This is a genomic window from Curvibacter gracilis ATCC BAA-807 (assembly GCF_000518645.1).
GTDB lineage: Bacteria > Pseudomonadota > Gammaproteobacteria > Burkholderiales > Burkholderiaceae_C > Curvibacter > Curvibacter gracilis.
On the sequence record NZ_KI912468.1, the window covers coordinates 107187 to 127581 of the forward strand.

The 20395-nt window shown below is 67.7% G+C and carries 15 protein-coding genes; 5 read left to right on the forward strand and 10 right to left on the reverse strand.

From position 1 onward, the window contains the following. Nucleotides 1-47: 47 nt before the first annotated feature. The 8 genes from cas2e to L880_RS0130845 form a co-directional block, all read right to left on the reverse strand. Complete coding sequence (gene cas2e / locus L880_RS0130810; RefSeq protein WP_027478878.1) at nt 48-347, reverse strand: type I-E CRISPR-associated endoribonuclease Cas2e; 300 nt, start codon at nt 345-347, stop codon at nt 48-50. An 8-nt stretch (nt 348-355) separates the two neighbouring features. Then, nucleotides 356-1246, reverse strand: a complete 891-nt coding sequence (cas1e, locus tag L880_RS0130815) for a type I-E CRISPR-associated endonuclease Cas1e (protein WP_043331169.1) — start codon at nt 1244-1246, stop codon at nt 356-358. Nucleotides 1247-1294: 48 nt separating this feature from the next. Next, the gene (gene cas6e, locus L880_RS0130820; protein WP_043331171.1) at nt 1295-1978 is read right to left on the reverse strand and encodes a type I-E CRISPR-associated protein Cas6/Cse3/CasE; all 684 of its coding nucleotides are present in this window, start codon (nt 1976-1978) and stop codon (nt 1295-1297) included. Next, nucleotides 1975-2751, reverse strand: a complete 777-nt coding sequence (gene cas5e / locus L880_RS0130825) for a type I-E CRISPR-associated protein Cas5/CasD (protein WP_027478881.1) — start codon at nt 2749-2751, stop codon at nt 1975-1977. The genes cas6e and cas5e overlap by 4 nt, the downstream gene beginning before the upstream one ends. 6 nt (nt 2752-2757) lie before the next feature. After that, nucleotides 2758-3792 carry a type I-E CRISPR-associated protein Cas7/Cse4/CasC gene (cas7e, locus tag L880_RS0130830; RefSeq protein WP_027478882.1) on the reverse strand — a complete coding sequence of 345 codons (1035 nt, stop codon included), beginning with the start codon at nt 3790-3792 and terminating at the stop codon, nt 2758-2760. A 65-nt stretch (nt 3793-3857) separates the two neighbouring features. Beyond that, the gene (gene casB, locus L880_RS34065; protein WP_051443722.1) at nt 3858-4514 is read right to left on the reverse strand and encodes a type I-E CRISPR-associated protein Cse2/CasB; all 657 of its coding nucleotides are present in this window, start codon (nt 4512-4514) and stop codon (nt 3858-3860) included. Beyond that, on the reverse strand, nt 4511-6094 hold the full coding sequence (gene casA / locus L880_RS0130840; protein WP_084461796.1) for a type I-E CRISPR-associated protein Cse1/CasA: 1584 nt from the start codon (nt 6092-6094) through the stop codon (nt 4511-4513). Before casA ends, casB begins: the two co-directional genes overlap by 4 nt. A 284-nt stretch (nt 6095-6378) precedes the next feature. Then, a complete protein-coding gene (locus tag L880_RS0130845; RefSeq protein ID WP_043331176.1) occupies nt 6379-9144 on the reverse strand; it encodes a CRISPR-associated helicase/endonuclease Cas3 in 2766 nt (921 codons plus the stop codon). A gap of 438 nt (nt 9145-9582) precedes the next feature. Here L880_RS0130845 and L880_RS0130850 point away from each other — a divergent pair, with 438 nt between their 5' ends. Both L880_RS0130850 and L880_RS0130855 read left to right on the forward strand, forming a co-directional pair. After that, nucleotides 9583-9885, forward strand: coding sequence for a type II toxin-antitoxin system Phd/YefM family antitoxin (locus L880_RS0130850; RefSeq protein ID WP_027478885.1), 303 nt, complete (start codon nt 9583-9585; stop codon nt 9883-9885). 15 nt (nt 9886-9900) lie between these two features. After that, the gene (locus L880_RS0130855) at nt 9901-10290 is read left to right on the forward strand and encodes a type II toxin-antitoxin system RelE/ParE family toxin (protein ID WP_027478886.1); all 390 of its coding nucleotides are present in this window, start codon (nt 9901-9903) and stop codon (nt 10288-10290) included. Nucleotides 10291-10537: 247 nt separating this feature from the next. Here L880_RS0130855 and L880_RS0130860 read toward each other — a convergent pair whose 3' ends face one another. Further along, complete coding sequence (locus L880_RS0130860) at nt 10538-11221, reverse strand: Asp/Glu racemase (protein WP_027478887.1); 684 nt, start codon at nt 11219-11221, stop codon at nt 10538-10540. Between the two features lie 221 nt (nt 11222-11442). Here L880_RS0130860 and L880_RS0130865 point away from each other — a divergent pair, with 221 nt between their 5' ends. After that, entirely contained in the window at nt 11443-12030 is a 588-nt protein-coding gene (locus L880_RS0130865; RefSeq protein WP_027478888.1) for a GNAT family N-acetyltransferase, read from the forward strand. 28 nt (nt 12031-12058) lie between these two features. On the opposite strand, the gene L880_RS0130870 is transcribed toward L880_RS0130865, so the two are convergent. Beyond that, nucleotides 12059-12589 (reverse strand): hypothetical protein, encoded by a 531-nt coding sequence (locus L880_RS0130870; RefSeq protein WP_027478889.1) that lies wholly within the window; start codon nt 12587-12589, stop codon nt 12059-12061. A 516-nt stretch (nt 12590-13105) separates the two neighbouring features. Between L880_RS0130870 and L880_RS0130880 the strand changes: the two genes are divergently transcribed. Then, the gene (locus L880_RS0130880; protein WP_027478890.1) at nt 13106-19618 is read left to right on the forward strand and encodes a type I polyketide synthase; all 6513 of its coding nucleotides are present in this window, start codon (nt 13106-13108) and stop codon (nt 19616-19618) included. Between the two features lie 98 nt (nt 19619-19716). Continuing rightward, nucleotides 19717-20268: a hypothetical protein gene (locus L880_RS0130885; RefSeq protein ID WP_027478891.1), complete on the forward strand. Its 552-nt coding sequence runs from the start codon at nt 19717-19719 to the stop codon at nt 20266-20268. Nucleotides 20269-20395: the final 127 nt, after the last annotated feature.

The window sequence follows — 20395 nt, forward strand, 5'->3', positions numbered from 1 at the left end:
GATCCTAAAAGGAAAAATGGCACGCCAAAATTCTACCGATTCAATTGTTAAAGATCAGGGCCACTTTCCGGGTGAAAAGCCACCAGGTTGAGGCCATCAAATTCGACTGGGATTCGACGGTTTTGACCCAAGGTCTGGAACTCATAGCCCGACTCAGCGGGGCTGGCCCAGGCCATGACGACGCTGCCGTCTTCATACCCTGCTACCAACTGTTCCCAGATCATCTCTCGGGTGCGGCGCGATACGTCGCCGATGTACACGCCGGCGCGCACCTCCAGCAGCCAGATGGCCAAGCGGCCACGCAAGCGAGGCGGCACGTTTTCAGTGACCACGGTCAGGAAGGCCATGCGCCTTTTCAGCCCTGAACGCGATGGCCAGCCTCGCCCAGGCCGGTGGGGTTGGGGATGGCGGGGGGCACAGACTCCACCGGGGCTTCGGGCGGCGCCACACCCCCGGCAGCCAGCACATCTTCAATGGTGGGGATGATCTTGCCCAACAGCTTGCTGCTGCGAAACAGGTCGCGGCAGCCCAGGCGAACCATGCGCTCCGGAAACTCCGGCGCCTGGGCCGCGATCTTGAAGGCCAGGGGCACCACGGTATCGAACTTGAACAAGTCGGCCACGTCGTACACAAACGACAAGGGCTTGCCGGTGTGGATGAAGCCCACGGCAGGCGCATAGCCGGCCGCCAGCACCGCCGCCTCGGTGATGCCATACAGGCAAGAGGTGGCCGCAGACAGGCAGCGGTTGGGGATGTCGGCCGCGTCCCAGGCCTGTTGGTCGTAGTCACGGGCTCGCCAGCTCACGCCGTATTGCCGCGCCAGCAGCTTGTAGGTCTCGCGCACGCGAGCCCCTTCGATGCCACGCAGTTGCTCCACGCTGCGCCGGGCTGGGGGCTCTTCCTGAAAGCGCAGCGCGTACATTTTTCGGACCACCTTCAAGCGAAGTTCGTCGTCCAGTGCCAGCTTGGCCTGGTACAGCAGGCGGTCGGCCCGCGCACCGCCGGGCTGGCCGCTGGCATACAGGCGCACGCCCGATTCACCCACCCACACCAGCAAGGTGCCCACGGTCGAGGCCAGGTGCACGGCCGCGTGCGACACCCGGGTGCCGGGCTCGAGCATGAGGCAGGCCACCGACCCCACCGGGATGTGGGTGCGCACCCCGGTTTTGTCGATGACCACAAACGCGCCATCCAAGACGTCGATCTGCCCGTACTGGACGAAGATCATCGACACCCTGTCTTTCATGGGCAGGGGTTTGAGGGGTGGGAGCAAATTGGCCAAAGGGCGGCACCCTCAATCGCGCAGCGGCTTGACCAACAGCAGGCCGCAACCGAAAGCCTTGCTGTGCCCCAGGCCCTGGAGCAGTGCCGACTGCAGCCGATCAGGGTCTTGCACCTGGGCCAGGCCCTGGTAGTCGATGGACGAGAAGGCCACGCCCCCTTTTCTGCGGTTCAAGCGCTGGGGCTGGTAGTTGTCTTGCCTCACGCTGTCGGGCTGCACCAGCAGCCCGGCGCTTTCGGCACGCTGCAGCAGCCAGCCCAGGGCGGCCTTCTCCATGGCTTGCGGCAAAGGCTCGTCCGCAGGTGGGTGGCGCTTGACGTCCATCAGCACATCATGCCGGCGCGACTTTTGCCCGGCTTCGCCTCGGTTGACGGTGGGGTTGGCGCGCAAATCAAATTGCAGCCAGGTGCCCGCGGGCAGATGGGGCTGGTAGGGTTTGGTGGCCACCTCGAAGACCGCAGGGTCCACCACGGGGGGGCGGGCCGAGACCACATAGAACGACAGCCCGCGCTGCTCATCGCCCAGGCGCCGGAACACAAAGTCGCGTGGAAGGCCATCGCCCGGGAACAGCCGCCAGACCAGCGCGTGGTCACGGTAGGCATCGCCATGCTGCAAGGCTTCGTGCCACCAAGGGCTGCGGCTGGCGGGCTCACGCACCCGCACTTTCGAGAAGTAATGCGGTGTTGTTGTCGTCATGTGGCCTCACCCCCCACCAGATGAACCCACTCACGTCGGGGTGCGAACTGCCAGCGCTTGCGCGACTGGGGTTGGTCGTGGCGCAAGGTGTCAAAGCTGGCGCTCATGCCAGCCTCCATGCCGTCTTCCCAGTAATAGCGGGCGGCTTGGGGCTTGGGCTGGAAGGCCTTTTGGTCATCGCGGTTCGGCCAGGGCTGCACGGGCTGCAGCGCGTCGGTCAAGGCCAACAGCGATTGGGGCAAGGCCTGGTCCAAGGCCTCGCGCACCGAGGCGGCCTGGACGATCTGGGGCGCCAAGGGCAAGGCAGGCGGGCACGACTTGCGGCCCAGGTAGAGCGGGAACGAAGGGGTGCGCAAGGCCTGCGCCAAGCTGGGCAGGCTGTGGGGCGCGTTGGGCTGGGCTTGCAGTGCCACCACAGCCAGGCTGTCGCAGCGGTATTCGCGGCTGGACAGCAACGTGCCCTCTCGCTCGGGATTGGCCAGCTCTTGCCGCCGGGTTCGAAACACTTCCTTGCGCAGTGGCTGCCCCACGCCCATGGTGTGAAAGTCGCGCAGCGGCGAGCCGGCGCATACCAGCTTGATGCCAAAGCGATAGCCCTGGGCCATGGCCTGCTGGCCCGCTTCGTCGCTGCGCTCCACGCCCACAGCCGCCGCCAGCAAGCCAATGAGCGCCGATTTGGAGGGATGCATCGCCGAGTGCCTCGACTCGCCCACCGCAATTTCGCCCCAGCTGGCCAGAGGGCCATACAGGCGCATCAGCAGATAGTCGGTCATGGGCACTCACTCCGCCGTCACAAAATCAATCAGCTCGGCCACACGGCCTTGGCCCTGCAGCACATCGATCTCGCTGCGGCTGTCCGCGCAGGGGCCGTAGACCTTGTCCATGTTGTCGCGCACACGCTGCAGGGCCCCGATGGCTTCTTGCGCATAGTCGACGCCTTGCACCGGCTTGACATAGGCCAGGGTCAGGGCCCGGGGCTGCTGCGCGCCTTTTTCTGCCAAGGCGTAGTGGGCATAGGCCCGGCTGGCATAGCTGTTTTGCTTGCCGCTGGGGCCCACTTTAAGGGCGGCTTCGGTCAGGGCACGCAGGGCTTTTTGGGTCAGGGCCTCGTCGTTGCCGAGGTTCTGTTTGAGCCGGTCGCGGTCAATGCACACGTACTGGTAGAACACGGCTGCGGCAAACCCACTGTCGCCAATGTGGGCTGCCCCCGGATCGCTGAGGTTGAGGTCATCCACCGCAGTGAAGTAGTCGTCCTCAATCGCAGACGCGTGCACCCCGATGGCATGGGCCACCTGCACGGCGGCGTCACTGTTGTGCTCGGTCTTGGCCGCGAGCATGCGACCAAACATGGCGATGTCCACCGCGCTTTGGATGTGCAGCAAGGCGTCCAGTTCTTCATCTGTGGGCGCGCGCTTTTCCTGGGCCAGGGTGTTCACCAGGGCCTTCAGAGAGCCGAGTTCTTCAGGCGCCACATGCACCAGTTGCTCGATCTCCAGGGGTTTGTCTTTCTTGACCGCGCCATACACCTTGGCGATCTGGCCCGCCCAGTCTTTGGCCTGCTTGTCGGCCACACCTGCGGCCAGCAGTTGCTCATAGGCTGTGACCCCCAGCAGCTTGGTGCGCGAGCCGATCGAGCCGGCCAACTGCTGCTGAAAAATCTCGGACGTGCGCCAGGCCCGCTTCAGGCTTTGCGAAGACACCCGCAAACGCTCCACCCCGCCCAGCCGGGCCGTCTTGGGCTGCCCGGAGTCGTCTCGGTTGAGGTTGGCCGGGGGGTAGGAGATCAGCAGGTGCAGTTGAACAAAACGGGTCATGGCGAAGGCCTCCTTGAAATGATTCGAATTGATGGGACTCGGATGAGGTGATGAGGTGGGCCAGCTCAGCCCTGGGTATCGCTCGGGTCGTTGGCCAGGTCGTCGGCCACCGCGGCCCGGTCGCGTGCCGGCAGGAAGTAGTCGTGCGCCCAGTGAAAACGCACCCCATGCGCCACGCGAAGGTTGGCCTCGCCCTGCTCGCGCTGCCAGGCCAGCAGGTCGTCGGCGAGTTGCACCACATCGGCCTGGCCATTGAGCAACTTGACGGCGCGTCGCCACTGCGTCAGCAGTTCATCGGCCCCCTGGCTGCGTTGCAGGCGGGTGAAGCGCAAGGCGCTCATGCGGCGCCGATCGGGACTGATTTTTTCGCCCAAGTCCACCGCAAGGGTGTGGCGCTCGGCAGGCTCTGATTTCACCAGGGCCAACACACCAGCCACCAGCGCGATCTGCTCATAGGTGGCCGGCACATCGGGCAGCAGCCAGGCTTGCTGTTCACCACGATCTCGGATCAGACGGTGGGCCAGCACATGCACCGCAGGTTCCAGCAAGAGCTCATCCACACCTGGGCACCGGCGCAGGCTGGCCCGTGCCCCCCGCCCCAGCCCCCACAGGTCGGGCGGCAAGGGTTGGGGCTGATCTGCACTCTGAGGCTGCAATGCCTGCCACCACAGCTTCACGGATTGTTGTTGAGCCGGGTTCAGGCTCAGGGTTCTGGGTTTCATGTCCTCTCCTGGTTCACCGGGATGTCTGCCAGCCGGGCAAGCTCCCAGAGTTTTTTCATGGGCTTGGCGTTGTTCAGGTCTTTGAGCAGCTTGGTGCGCGCCTGCACAGCGGGCTCATGGCAAAGTGCATCCTCCGAGCCCACCCAGAAATCAAACAGATTCAAGGCGCTGCGGCGGGTCAGCAACAGCCATTGGCGCGCCAGCGGCGCAACGCCCAGGTCCACATCCTCGGGCTCCAGCGACGCCGAAATCAACACGGCCACCAGCTCGGCCAGCACCGCATAAAAGCCCGCCTCGGTGCCCTGCCAGAAGCTTTGCTGCACCGCCGGATCTGTGGCCGCATCAGCCGGGCGTTTGAAGCGTGCGGCCTTGACCTGGGCGCTGAGGGCCTTGGCCGACTCGGTGGCCACCTCCAGAAACTGATTCAGATGGCGCTCCAGCGCATTCTGCTGCTCAGGCAGCACCGCATGCAGGGGCAAGAGGCTGTCGTACCAGCAGCGGGCCTTCATGTTGTCCATGTCGTAGCCCTGGCACCACAAGCGCAGCGGCAGCGTCAAGGACCGCTTGCGATAGGCCGCGACGACCTTTGCCGCCTCGGGCTGGCCACCATCGCGCCCCAGGGCCAGCCCCAGCCAATGCCTGTAGCCGATGCCACCGCGCTGGCCTTTGACAGCCAGAGGAGGCTTCTCGTGCTTAGGGTCGAGGTTGTAGGGCGAGAGCGGATGCTGCCAGGCGCCGGTGTAGTTGGTGCCACCATGGCGGGTTCGGTAGTGCTGAAACAGGCGCACCCCTGAAGCGCCACACACCGAGCAGTCACCCTGGGTGCAGGTGCTGGCATCCAGCCGCAGGCGCCGGGGCATGCCCCAATAGGCTTGCAAGGGGTGGGCCTTTTCGGGCGGGGTGTCGCCCACGCCCTGGGCATCGCTGGTGCGGGTGGGCAGCAACCAGGGCAGCACATCGCCCCATTGATCGGGCTCGGGATAGCTCAGTTCGTCGCTGGGCAAGACATTGAGCCAAAGCCTTTGCCATAGCGTGGCATCCTCTTGCGCCGGCACCAGCAAGGTGGTGAGCGGGCCGCCGCCCCGCACCGAGGTGCGGATGCCCCGCCCACCAGGCGGCGCATTGAGTTGCAGGGTGAGCACGGCCAGGGCGGCGCAGTCCTCACAAAGGCCCGGCTGGGCCTGGGCTTTGTTGAAGTGCCGGTTGCTGTCCGAGCCCGCATCGATCAGCAGATCCAGCACCGGCATCTGATGGGCGTCAGCGGGCAGGGCCAGGTCTTGCAGAAACGCCGGCCCTTCGTTTTCAAGGGCAAAAGCGTCTTGGTAAGGGGCGAACGCCGCGGCCAGGGTTTCAGCGCTGGGTGCCTGATTCCAGCGCGTGCGCCACTCGCGCGCGCTGCTGGGCGCATAAAAGGTTTGGAGCAGGCCGATCAGAAACTGGTAGGCCGCGCTGCGGAAATCGGGGCGGGGGGCATGGAGATCCAGCAGCGCCGGATCACCAACCATGCAAGGTGAAATACGGCGGCTACCCTTGGAACGATCGTGCGCACCGATCCAATGCGCTGTGACCAAGCTGCTCATGATTCGACTCCCTGAGTGTCGTTTTATGATGAAGCCGCTTTCCGAGCAGGTCAGGCTTCAGTGGGTCATAGCTTAATGAAGATCTTGTTGATCGCATAGGTCTGCCCAAGCCAGATCGCACACTTCCTGACCTACGGCGAGTTGTGATCCCCCCTCTGTTGAGGGGATGAACCGTGTGCGATCTGGCTTGGGGTCGCCCAACCCGGTGGTTCCCAGCGCTCGCTGGGATTTTGGGGCTCCTGTCGGAGCCTTCAGGGCTTGGAGTTTTCGATAACACCGTGGTGCTAGGCACACAAGCCCAACACCGGGTCGTACCGCAACCGCTTGCGACGCCCCTGCGCATCGAGCACCCAGCCCTCCAGCACGCCATCGGCACCAGGGGCCAAGGGCAAGACGGTGGCATCGCCCTCCAGCAAGCGGTTTTGCGAACGCAAAGCGGCCAGCCCTGCTTCAAAGCGCTGCAGCCATTCAGGCGCCAGGGCCTGCAGGCCGGTGGCCCGCAGGCGCAGCGCTGACGACTCCCAGGCGTGGTGCTCATGAGCACGCAAAGGCTGCAACACAGCGGGGTCGCCGGCTTGGCCCATCACCGCCAGGTAAACCGTCAAGGTTTCATCGCCCAAGCGGGTGGGCAGCCGCGTGTCTTCATCCCAATGCCCGCTACTGTCAGTGCAATAGCCTTTGTCGAACTGCAGGGCATTGAACTGGGCCTGGCTTTGGTGGGCCAGGTCTTTGCCCTGCTGCTCACGCGAGGCGCGTTGCAGGGCCGAGGGAATGGCCACATCCTCCGCGCCATACACCGCCTCGACCAGGCTGCGCACGGCCCCCGCCTCGCCCACCTGGCCGGGGCTGACGATGGCGCCCGCCGCCCGCAAGGCGCGTGCACCTAACCAGAGCTGCCCCACATCGGGGTAAACGTAGCGCGCCTGGGGGAACAGCGCCGCATACCAGTCGGCCTCCGGCTCCGCCAGGTCCTCGGGCGCCAGCAGGTGCAGCACCGGAGCGGGCCGGTGCTCTTGCCCATCAGTGGCCAAACGCCCGTCCACTTCGCGGGCATGGCGCTGCAAGCGCCCCGCGCGCTGGATGACCAAGTCGATCGGAGCCAGATCGGTCACCATGGCATCGACATCAAAGTCGAGGGATTGCTCCAGCACCTGGGTGCCAATCAGCACCTGGCCTTGGCGGCTGGAGGCCTCCGCGGCTTTGCCGAAGATGGACAACACCCGGTCTTCAATATCGAGCCGGTCGCCCATGGCAAAGCGGCTGTGAAACAAATGCACGCTCAACTCGGGCGCTGCGGCGCACAAGGCCTGGTAGGCACGGCGTGCATCGCCCACGGTGTTGCGAATCCAGGCCACACAACGCCCCTGCCGCGCCGCTTGCACCAGCAGGGCCACCGCCTGCGCTTCGTCGTGCACAAATGCCACCTGAACCCGACGCACCAGTTGAGGCCGTGTGGCCACTGCCGCCACCGAGCAAGACCGCCCGACCTGGGTGACCAGGGGGTAACGGGCATCGGCAGGCCAGTCCTCTGCGGGCAGGCCCAGCCCGGCGCGGTAGGCGTTCATCAGCTCGCCGCGTGTCGAGGCCGGCAAGGTGGCCGACAGCAAGATCACGCTGCCACCTTGGCGGGCATGGGCCCGCAACAACCGCTTGAGCAGGGTCAGCATGTAGGGGTCATAGGCATGCACTTCGTCCACCAGCAGCACCTTGGCGCTCAGGCCCAGCAAGCGCAACGACTGGTGGCGCGCGGGCAGCACGGCCAGCAGGCATTGGTCCAGCGTACCGACGCCCACATCAGCCAGCAAGGCTTTCTTGCGATGATCTGCCAGCCATTGATTGCATTGCACCGACGCCGTGCTTTCCGAGTGCCCGTAGGCTTGGTCTCGGCCTTGCTCCGCTTCTTGCAAAAGGCTTTGCCGAAAATCGGCCATCAATTGTCGAGCCCCATGGGCAAGGATCAGCGAGGGCCGCGCCGTGGCCGCATACAGGCGCTGGTACACCTCACCTACCCGTCGGTACATCTGATTGGCGGTGGCCATGCTGGGCAAGGCGAAATACAAGCCCTGCGCCAGCCCCGCTTCCATCAGGCGCTGCGTGAGGATCAGGGCAGCCTCGGTTTTGCCTGCGCCGGTCACGTCCTCCAGCAAAAACATCTGCGGTCCGGGCTGCAAGGGCAGCTCGGCTGCGTGCCGCTGCAAGGGCGTCGGCGGGTTCAGGTAGGGGAAGAGCGCCAGAGGCTGCGCCGCCCAGTGGCGCACCACTTGCGCCTGCAAGCCTGCCTGTTGAACCGCCTGCTCAGCCTGGGGCAGGGCCTGTTCGCTCCAATACGAGTGCAGGTTTGGCGCAGCGCTGACATAAGGGAAGTGGGCCTGATTCGAGCCCAACCAATCCGCCAGCACCGCCACGCCCGCCAGACGCCAACTGTGGCGGCGCAGTGTCCGCTCCTGCGGGTCGGTGAATTCATCTCGCAGCAAGGCACTCAGATCTGCCGGCAACAACAGCGGCAGCAGGGCCTGCACAAAGGCCTGGGCGGCCCGCAAGTCTTCCTGCAAAAAGAAACGACGCCACTCCAGCGCCAACAGGCCACCAGCCTCGCTCTCCAGCGGCGGCTTGCCATGGTGGCCGACCACGGCCTTGACCCAGACCGACCAGAAGGCATCATCCGAAAAAGGCAGCGCCTGCTGCGGAAAATCAGACGCCAAGGCCTGCGACCACAACAGCCAACCCAGGGTATCGTGCCGCAGCTCATAGCGTTTGCGCGGGTCTGCGCTCACCAGCGCAGACGACAGCCCGGGCGCCAGCCCCTGAAAAGCCCTGGCGAATTTTCCAAGGTCATGCAAGGCCAGAAAGAACACCGCCAATCGTTCCACCGTCGGCAAAGGCCAGGCCAGATCGGCGGCCAGAGGGGCCAGTGAGAACTGAGGCAGTTGCATCAAATGATGGCCACACGCAGCCACATCGAGGCTGTGCAAGGCCAGCAGATGGAAGCGGTCAGGCCCCTCACGGGCGGGAGAGGCTTTGCCCCAATACGCGAAGAAGTCTGGCCCCATCAGACGCGCCCCCCTTGCGCCCGAGGCGCGGGCTCAACCCCAAATGCAGAGGCCTCTGGCAGCCCCAGGCAAAGCGTCACAAGCTGATCGCCCGCAAAAAACCATCTCATCTCAAGCGTCCTCCCTGCCCGTATCTTGCGCATCCGAGATGCCATGCAGCCCACGGGCACCTATTTTGAGCGAAGCCCGAGCCTCGACTCCCAAACTCACCGCCACCACAGAACCCAACCCGGCAAGAGCTGATCCAGGTTTCTCACTCAACGTCATCCACAGCGGGGCCCAGGGTGAATCTTGATGGCAACATGAGCCCGACCGACGAAGCAGCTTCACTCAGCGAGCCGATGCGCCCTTCAAAAGGCCATCGGCCTTTGCCTTTCACGCTCACAACGAGGCGCTTATGATGTGCAAAATTCTGTACAACACCTGAAGGAGCCGACCATGGCCATTTCTGCCGGTGACGTGATTCCACTGTCGCAAGCCAGGGCAAACCTGTCTGAGTTGGCCGACCAGGTGAAAGCGGGGGCCGAGAAGATCATCACCAAGAACGGTGAGAGCTATGTGGCCATCATCGACGCCCAACGGCTGGATTACTACCACCAGCTTGAACGCGAACGCATCCACCTGCTGTTGATTGACGACGCGAGCAAAGGCCTCTCAGACGTCGCAGCAGGAAAGACCAAGGATGCGCACAGCACGCTGCGTGCCATCAAGCAGCGCCGCGCGACCAAGGTGGCTGGATAAGAACGGCCTCGCTCAGTGACAGCCAGGCACACCGTCAAACTCACTGCCAACTTCGAGCGGAACCTCGATGTGCTTGAGGCCTTCTTGGTCGATGCCGGGGCTCCGCATGCCTTCGACGCGCTGCTGGACGAGCTGACGGATACCGTCATCCCGAATCTGGAACGCTTCCCCGGCATGGGGCGCTTGCTCCTGGAGAGGCCGACTCGCTCCGTCGAAGTTGCCAACGGTGTTGCTCGCCTGACAAAACAACTCGGCTCCCTCGCCAAGGACGGTGAGCTGCGCGAGTACGTGATGACGCACTACCTGCTGCTGTATGCGCGGATCAAGGGCACGGTCTACCTGCTCTCGATTCGCCACCAGCGACAACTTTCATTCGACTTCCAGGCACTTTGGCCTGGCGTCTGACCCTTCAGAGCCCAATGATCGCTGACGGCGGTACTGGGCAGCGGCATGAACAGCCTATCGGACAAGCAGCGCCCTATCGTCAATAGACGGGCAGCAGACAGCGGGCGATTCGTCAGCACATTGCTTTTGAATCAAGGACTTCTATCCCCCTGAAACCAGAAAAGCGGGTCGATGGAACGAGGCCCGTTTTCCGCATCAATGGCACGCCCCATGGCCAAGCGCTGTTGCCCCCCAGCAGATGGGCCCATCAAGCCCCGGCCCCTGGTTCAGGCTGACGCGCAGCCACATCCACAGCCCCCACCGCCGCCGCCAGCCCCGCCCCCGGGCTGCTGAGCGGCCGAGCCCCTGCCGTGACCAACGCAGCGGCCCCACTCATCGAGGCCTGGGCCAGCGCCACCACCGAGGCGCCCTGGGCATAGGCGCTGTCTGCGGCCTGGGCCAGGGTGTGCAGGTAACCCTCAATGTCACCCGCCTTGAACAAGGCCCAGGCGCCCGGCACCAGCTGCACCTCGACCGTGGCACCGGTGGCCTGGGCGGCCTGCTCGAAGAGGTGCGCCGTGGGGCCCAGGGTGGTCTCGACCGCGCAAAGGGCCACGATCTTGCCGCCGGCCTGGGCGGTGGTGGCGGCGGCTGCGGCCAAGGCGGCGTCTGTTCGCAGGATGGGGGTGGCGGCGTGGGCCAGGGCATCGACAGCAGGACCCAGTGTGGAGCAGGTGAGCAGCACGGCATCGGCCCCAGGCGCCAAGGCCAGCAAGGCCTGCTGGGTGGCTTGGGCGATCTCGTCACGGAGCCCGCCCGCGCGCTCGGCGGCGGCCAGCAGGTCGGCCCGCACCTCGTGGTGCAGAACCCCTGTGGGGATGCCCAGCGCCATGGCGGCGGCATCAAACACCGCCACATTGCTTTCAGCGGTGTGAAGACAGGCGATTTTCATGAAACGGTTTACCCCTGTTGTTGGTGGCTGAAGCTGTGGCCGCAGCTTAGCGGACCGGCCAACGCAGGGGCGAATCTGCTGCGCCGCCCCAAGCCCGATCAACGGCCAAGCGCCGCCCTCCAAGGGCTGGGGCCAACGGGGCCTGATCGCCAAGAATCTGGATCACCGGCCGAGGCACCCAGCCGCCCCCCTTCCACGCATCCTCCCCCCCGGCTTCAGCCATGACCCACACCACCCCCACCCGCCCCGCCACCCCCAGCGACCTGCCCGCCCTGGCCCACATCATCGGCACCGCCTTCGCCGACGACCCCGTGTCGCGTTGGGCCATGGGCTCGCCGGCCCTGGTGGCCGACACGTTCAAGGCGCTGATCGCCCATGTGTACCTGCCGCGGGGGCATTGCACGCTGCTGGGTGAGCAGGCGGCGGCGCTCTGGCTGGAGCCGGGGGGGCGCAAGCAGCTGCCGTTGGTGGCCACCCTGGGGTTGGGGCTGAGGCTGCTGGGGCAGGCCCACCCACGCCACAGTTGGCGCGCCTGGCAATTGGACCAGGCGCTGCAGGCCCGGCGGCCGGGGGTGCCGCACCTGTACCTGTTTGCGGTGGGGGTGCTGCCTGCGGCGCGGGGGCAGGGCCTGGGGCGCCAGCTGCTGGGCCACACGCTGCGGCAGTGCGATGCGCAAGGCCTGCCGGTGTTTCTGGAGAACACGCACCCGCGCAACCTGCCGCTGTATGCCAGCCTGGGGTTTGAAGCGCTGGAGACCTATGCGCCGGTGCGGGGCTGCCCGGTGGTGACGGCGATGTGGCGCCGGTAGGGCCTGTTGGCCCGAGGGGGTGCCGACATCAAGCCACGATGGAGCGCTGCAGCAGAAACTCGTCTTGCTGGTTGAACAGCACTTTGTCGACGCTGCGAAAGCCCAGTTGCATGTAGCCCAGCAGGTGCTTTTTGTCGCAGCTGGCCCACAGCAGGGTGATGCCCTTGGCACGCAGGATGGGCAGCACCGCCTCGACCAGGGCGGGCAACACAAAGCGCCGCCCCGCCAGCATGCGCGATGAGAACAGCACCAGCCCCTCGGCCGTCTGCCCCTGCACCTTGGGCACCGAAAAACCGTAGCGCTCGACCTGCAGGGTCACGCCCATGTCGAGGTTGAGCGCCACCGCGCCGATCAGCTCGGCGCCCACCTGGGCCACCACGATGCGCTGGCCCGCATAAGGCACCAGGATGCGGGCGCGCTCGTGTTCGGGGTCGAAGGCCCACAGGGTGTCGAAGGTGCCAGGGGGGTGCTTGCGAAAGGCCTGGTACAGGGCTTTTTCGTAGGCGGCGAGGCGCTCGGGGTCGTTCAGGTTCAGCTCGGTGATGCGCAGTTCGGACATGGTGGGGGTGAGGGATGAAGGGCTTGCCGGGGGCAGTATCGGCGCGCCCTTGGCACGCCCCGGGCTGGGCGGCCGGGCCGTCGATCACCGGCAGGGTTCGGGGGGCGCATGCCTGGCGGTCAACGGCGGGTGGCGGGCCCCCAGGCGGTCAGGGCGTCAGCAGCCCAGCGGGCCATCGGTTGGCCGGGCTGGCCCGGTCGATGACTGGCGGGTCACGGCCCCGTGATGGGGCAAACCGCCCATTAGAGTGAAACGATGACATCCATTGCCTACCTGATGCGCGCCGATGCAGGCCAATCGTTGACCCATGTCATTTTCAGCGGCCTGTTGATGCCGCACCCAGGCCCAGGCTTCGGCCCCCCTGTCGTGCCACGGCGCACGGCGCCGCCGGGCTGACGCCTGGCGGGTCACCCGCCCCCTTCTTGCCCCACCCCTGTGCAAACACCCTGCAGCGCCCGCTGCGGGGCGGGGTTTCTTTTGCCTTTTGCTTTGTCATCACACCAAGGGAGTTTTTTCATGCGTGAGATCGCGATTGTCGGAATCGGCTGCCACCTGCCAGGTGGCGTGCGCAGCCCTGCAGATCTGTGGCACCTGCTGCTCAGCCAGGGCGACGGCATGGTGGACATCCCGCCCGAGCGCTGGAGCCTGGAGCGCTTCTACGACCCCGACCCCGAGGTGCCCGGGCGCCTGTACACCCGCCGTGGCGGCTTTCTGCAGGCCTCGCTCGAAGAGTTCGACCCCGAGTTCTTCGGCATCTCCCCGCGTGAGGCGGCCATCATGGACCCACAGCAACGCCTGCTGCTGGAGGTGACGCAAGAGGCCCTGGACGACGCTGGCCACGCCAGCCGGGTGGGCGGGCGGGCGGTGGGGGTGTATGTGGGCGGCTTCACGGCCGACAACATGGCGGCGCGCCACAACGAGGCCACGCGCCGCGCCATCTCGATGCACACGCCCACCAGCAGCAGCTACACCATGCTGTCCAACCGCCTCTCGTTTGCCTTTGACCTGCGCGGGCCCAGCATGACACTCGACACGGCCTGTTCGTCATCACTGGTGGCCCTGCACCAGGCCGTGGCGGCCCTGCAGCGCGACGAGATCGAGATGGCCCTGGTGGGCGGCGTCAACGCCATGCTGCGGCCCGAGACCTTCATCTCGATGTGCAAGGGGCACTTTCTGGCGCCAGACGGGCGCTGCAAGACCTTTGACAAGGCCGCCGACGGCTATGCCCGTGGCGAGGGCGCAGCCATGCTGGTGCTGCGCCCGCTGCAGGCGGCGCAGGCCGATGGCGACCGCATCTATGCCGTGGTGCGGGCCACGGGCTGCAACCAGGACGGGCGCACCCCGGGCATCACCGTGCCCTGCGAGCAGGCCCAGGCCGAGCTGATCGGGCAGGTCACGGCGCGGGCCGGCCTGGCGCCGGCCGAGATCGGCTATGTCGAGGCGCATGGCACCGGCACCTCGGTGGGCGACCCGATCGAGATGGCGGCCATCGGCCGCGTGCTGGGGGCCGTGGCGGGGCGGCAGACGCCGTTGCGGGTGGGCTCGATCAAGTCGTCCATCGGGCACACCGAGGCGGCGGCGGGCGTGGCCAGCGTGATCAAGGCCGCCCTCACCCTGTACCACCGCACGGTGCCGCCGCAGGCGGGGCTGAACGAGCTGAACCCGGCCATCCCCTTTGACGACTACCGCCTGCAGGTGCCGCGTGCGGCCGAGCCCTTTCCGGCCGGCTATGCGCGCCCTGCGGCGTCGGTGAACGGCTTTGGCTATGGCGGCACCAATGCCCACGCGGTGCTGGTGGCCGCCCCCAACGCTCCCAGCACCGAGGCACTGACAACGCCCCCGTGCCGGGCCCGCTCGCCGCTGGCCCGCATCTGCCCCGTGTCGGGCCGCAACGAGCCCGGGGCCCGGGCCTATGCCCTGGCACTGGCCGAAGCCGTGGCGGCGCTGGGCAACACCGACGAGGTGGACGCCTGGGTGGACGCACTCTGGACGCGCCGCCTGCACCACCCCTGCCGCTTTGCCGTGCCCTACGCCGATCGCGACGAGTTGCTGGCGCGCCTGCGCGAGCTGGGCCAGGGCGGCGGCAAGGCGCCGGTGCGCGTGCTGCCGCAGCAAGATGGGCCGCCCGGGCTGGTGTTTGTGCTCAGCGGCATGGGCCCGCAGTGGTGGGGCATGGCGCGCGGCCTGTTGACTTCAGACGGCCCGTTTGCCCAGGTGGCGCGCGAGATCGACGCGATCTTTCGGCCGCTGGCGGGCTGGTCGCTGATCGACGAGCTGCTGCGCGACGAGGCCGAGTCGCGCGCCAGCAGCACCCGGGTGGCGCAGACCGGCAATTTTCTGGTGCAGGTGGGCCTGGCGGCCGAACTGGCCGCGCTGGGCATCCGGCCAACGGCCCTGGTGGGGCACAGCGTGGGCGAGGTGAGTGCGGCCTATCTGTCGGGCATGCTCAGCCTGCGTGAGGCGGTCACCGTGTCGTACCACCGGGCTCGCCTGCAGGCGCAACAGGCGGGCACGGGCAGCATGCTGGCCGTGGGCCTGCCCGAGGCGGTGGTGCAGGCCCGCATCACCCACCTGCTGGGGGTGGAGATCGCGGCCGTCAACAGCCCCACGGGCGTGACCCTGGCCGGGGCCACGGCGCCACTGCAGCAACTGGCCGCCGAGTTCGAGCAAGAGGGCGTGTTCAACCGCCTGCTGCAGGTCGAGGTGCCCTACCACAGCCACCTGATGGACCCGATCCTGCCGCCCCTGCGCGACGCCCTGGCCGGGCTGAATCCGCAGGCGCCGCACCTGCCGCTGTACTCCACCGTCACAGGCCAGCGAGTGAACGCCGATGCCGCCCCCGGCCTGTGGGACGCCGACTACTGGGCCGCCAACGTGCGACAGCCCGTGCATTTTGCCGCCGCCCTCGACTGCCTGGTGAGCGACGGCCACCGCGCCTTTCTGGAGCTGGGGCCGCATGCGGTGCTGTCGGGCAACGTCCGCGAGATGCTGAGCCGCCGCGGCGAGCCCGGCGCCAGCGTGCCCACCCTGGTGCGCCAGCAGGCCGACGACGCCAGCCTGCGCGCCACCCTGGCCGAGCTGTACGCCCTGGGCCTGCTGAGCGACAGCGCCCCACCCGGCGGGCTGCTGGGCCCGGTGCCGCAGCGCGAGCTGCCGGTGCACCGGTTTCAGCGCGTGCCTTTGTGGGCCGAGGTGCCCGACCTGCGGCGCGACCGCCTGGGCGACACGGGCGCGCCGGTGCTGCCCGGCCTGCGCACCCGGGCCAGCCAGCCCGAGTGGGAGTGCGATGTCAGCGTGGGCGCCCTGCCCTGGCTGCGTGAGCATGTGGTGGCCGGCCTGGTGCTGCTGCCCGGCGCCGCCTACCTGGACGCGGCATTGGCCGCCGCCGTGGCCATCACGGGGCGCGAGCACCCGGCCCTCGAAGACGTGGTGTTCGTCTCGCCCCTGATCGTGGGCGAGCACGAGGCGCCGGTGCTGCGCCTGTCGGTGGATGAGGACACGCGCCGCTTCACGGTGCGCAGCCGCCTGAACGACGACAGCGACTGGGTGGTGCACGCCCGCGGCCGCATCGTGGACGCCCGGGTCAACCCGCCGGAGGTGCACCCCGTCGCGGCCCCCGACCTGACCCCCGAAGCCGCACAGAACACCCGCCACATCGATGGCCCCCGGCTGTATGAGCAGCTCCAGGCGGCCGGGCTGAGCTACGGCCCGCAGTTCCAGCGCATCCAGCGGGCCACAGTGACTGGCGACTGCGTGGAGGCACAGGTGGACGGCCGGCTCAGCCAGCAGCGCCACCAGGCCCACCCCGCCGTGCTCGACTGCGCCTTGCAGTGCATGGCGGCCTGGGCCAGTGCCGCCCGCCAGACAAGCGATGCCGACACCGCCGCCGCCAGCGGCCCCCTGGTGCCGGCCGCGGTGCAGGCGGTGCGCCAGTACGGCCCCCTGCCCGAGCAGCTGCATGTGCGCGTGACGCGCCTGGCCCCCCGGCCCGACGAGGCCGCGCTGGTGGCCCACATCACCCTGAGCGGGCCCGACGGCCGCTGCGCGATGGAGCTGGCCCGGGTGCAGTGTCGACCCATCACGCCGCGCCAGGCGCTGCTGGACGAGCTGCAGCCGCACTGGTACGAATGGGTGGACACGCCCCTGGAGACGCCCCCGGATACCCCCGTGGACCGGGCGGCGGATGATGCCCCGGCACCGCAGCTGTTCATCGTCGGCCTGGGCCACGACAGCCGCAACTGGGTGCGTGCCCTGGAAGCCACCCACCCGGCCAACCGCTCGGTGACGGCGCAGGGCGGCGACCCCGAGGCGATTGCCGAAGCGGTGGCGCCCAGGCTGCGCAGCATGCTGAGCGAAACCACGGGCACCGTGACCGTGGTGGTGTGCGCCACCCCGGCCCCGAGGCCGGCCGGTGCGGCCGGAGCAGCAGATGGAGCAGATGGGGCTGCAGCCGACGGCTTTGACCTGGGCCTGGCCATGGCGGGCCCGGCCACGCTGGCCGGGGTGGCCATGGCCGTGCAAGAGGTGCTGGCCGAGCTGGAGGAAACCCAGGTGCACCTGCCCCTGGTGCAGGGCCTGGTGCTGACGCAAGACTGCCCCATGGCGGCCACCGCGCCCGGCAGCGTGCCGCCCCAACTCAGCCTGGCCACACTGGTGGGTGCGCGCCGCACGCTGCGCAACGAAAACTCGGCCCTGCGCTGGCGCTGGCTCGATGTGGACGCGCAGGCCACGCCTGCCAACGTGCTGGCCGCCCTGCACACGATGACGCAGGGCAGCACCGAGATCGATGAGCTGAAGCTGCACGCCGGCCAGGCACTGGCCCCGCAACTGCAGCGCACGCTGGCCCAGCGCCGCGCGCAGGGGGCGCAGGGGCGCGTGTTGCCCAGCCCCGAGGCCAACTTTGCGATCGAGCTGCCCGCCTCGCGGCTGCTGGCCGATCTGGCCCTGCGCGAGCTGCCACGGCGCGCCCCCGAGGCCGGTGAAGTGGAGCTGCGCCTGGAGGCCCTGGAGCTCAACTACAAAGACGCCATGAAGGCCATCGGCCTGCTGAGCGAGAAAGAGCTGGGCGGTACGTATTTCGGCATGAGCCTCGGCATGAGCGGGGTGGGTGTGGTGACCCGCGTCGGGGCTGGGGTGCAGCGGCTGCAGCTGGGCGACACCGTGGTGTTCGGCACGCGCGGCATGGCGCAGCGCTACGTGACCACGGGCTTGGACCACGGCTTTTTCATGGCCATTGCGGCCGGCACGCCGGTCACCGAACTGGGCGCCATGGTGCCCTTTCTCACGGCCCATTACAGCGTGGTCCATGCGGCCCGGGTGCAGGCCGGCGAGGTGGTGCTGGTGCACGGCGGCGCCGGTGGCGTGGGCATGGCGGCCATCCAGGCGGCACGGGCGGCCGGCGCCACCGTGATCGCCACGGCCAGCACGCCCGAGCGGCAGGCCGTGGCCAGGCAGATGGGGGCCGAGTTCACGCTCGACTCGCGCTCGCTCAACTTTGTGGAGCAGGTGCGCCAGCTCACCGGCGGGCGCGGCGCCGATGTGGTGATCAGCTCGGCCCCGGGCGAAATCCTGGCGGCCAATCTGCAGGTGGCGGCCGAGTTCGGCCGGGTGGTCGAAGTGGGCAAGCTCGACATCTTCACCAACCGACCACTGGCCCTGGCCGCCTTCGAGAAGAACCTGAGCCTGCACGCCATCGACATCGATCGCATGTCGGCCTTCCGACCCGGGCTGGTGCAGCAATTGCAGACCGAGGTGCTGGGGCAACTGGCCGCGGGCCACTACCGGCCCCTGCCGGGTGAGCTGATCCCGGTGTCGCGCATGGCCGAGGCCTTCGAGAAGGTGCAGCGCTCGGCCCATGTGGGCCGGGTGCTGCTGGGCTTTGACGACACCACCGCCCTGGTGCGCCCTGCCCTGCCCAGCACCCGCATCGAGGCCCAGGCCAGCTACCTGATCACCGGGGGCTTTGGCGCCTTTGGCCTGGCCACCGCACGCTGGCTGGCCGCCCGGGGCGCACGCCACCTGGTGCTGGTGGGGCGCAGCGGCGCCACGCTGCCCGCCCAGACCCAGGCCGTGGCCGCGCTGCAGGCGCAGGGGGTGGAGGTGATCAGCCGCCAGCTCGACATCACCCGCCCCGACGAGGTGCTGGCCTTGCTGCAGTCGATGCAGTCGGGTGAGGCCCGCCTGCCGCCGCTGCGCGGGGTGTTCCACACCGCGGGCGTGATCCAGGACGGCCCCTTCAGCACCTTGAGCGAGCAAGCCCTGCAGGCGGTGCTGGCGCCCAAGGCCCAGGGCGCCTTCAACCTGCACCGGGCATTGCAGCAGGCCGGCATCACGGTGGACTGGTTTGTGCTGTTCTCGTCGGTGGCGGCCATCACGGGCACCGTGCCGCAAACCGCGTATGCCGCGGCCAACGCCGCGCTGGACGCGCTGGCCCAGCACCGCCGATCGCTGGGCCTGGCGGCCACGGCCGTGAACTGGGGGGCCTTGAGCGGCGGCGGCATGGCCGAAGCCTCGGACGAGGTGGCGCGCTACCTGGCACTGATGGGCTTCAAGACCACGCCCATGGAACGCGCCTGCGAGTACCTGGACGCCGCCCTGGCGCTGCAGGCCACCCAGCCCGTGATCTGCGAGATCGACTGGGACAGCTGGGGCCGGGCCCACGCGGCCTCGGCCTCGGTGCGGCGCTTTGCCGAGCTGGTCAGCGCGGCGCGGGCCGGCAGCCGGGCCGGCAACGAGGTGATGGCGCAATTGGCCGCCCTGCCGGCCGAGGCCCGCGTGCAGGCCCTGAGCGAGCTGCTGGCCGGGCACATCGCCTCGGTGATGGGCATCCCGGCCGAGTCGGTGGACCGGCAGACGCCCCTGCCCGAGCTGGGCATGGATTCGCTGATGGCGGTGGAGCTGAACCTGCGCGTGACCACCGCGCTGGGGGTGGAGGTGCCGGCGCTGGAGTTCACCCGCGGCGGCGGCCTGAACGCCCTGGCGGCACGCCTGCTGCGCCGCATGGAAGAGGCGGCGGCGCGGGCGGGCTGAGGCGGGGGGACACAAGGCCCGAGGGGGCTGTGCCGTCGCGACAGCCCCTCTAGCCAACAACTTATCACATACATGATAATTATCAGGACGCAACCGGAATGCCATGGAAGCACAGCAGTGCACAAGCGCTGAAAAAGCTGGTCGGGGTGTATGCGCTCCCTGGCGGGTGCTGGGCGGTGCTGACGCTCCACCCCGCCCCCGCCAAGACAGAGGAGATGCGGCAGGCTTGCCCGGAGGGTTATGACTATGCGTTTGCCGTGCTGGCGCCCGGCATGCCACCAAAGCTGCGAGGACACAGGATGGCGGGAATCGACAACAGCGACGACAAGCATGTCAGGGCTCAAATCAACGCCAACCCACCCTCCTCAAGGCATCGAGCCCATCGACACCTTCCCGATTGGAAAAGGCTCAAGATGATTGGCCTGCAAGAGTGGCCCGAGGCGAGCCCCGGCGTTCAGTTGGCGTCTGCGCCACAGACGCCCCAGGCGTTCTGGCTGGCCTGCATGGACTGCCTGGAGCACACCCTCAGCAGCTTAGGTCTGGACATGCCCCCAGAAGAAGAGCTGATGCAAAGCCACCTGTCGGAAGACGATTTCCGACGGATGCAAGACAGCCTCGGTTCTGAGCCTGAACCGAGGCCGACCGGTTGAAGGTACTGGACAGAAAGGAACCCCTCATGAGCGCAAAGAATTCAACAAGACAACAAGACAGCGCGGTCCTGGCGTTCTTGTCGGGGCGAGGCCCCCCCCCCCTGCCCGGCAACAAAAGGGGCCCGGC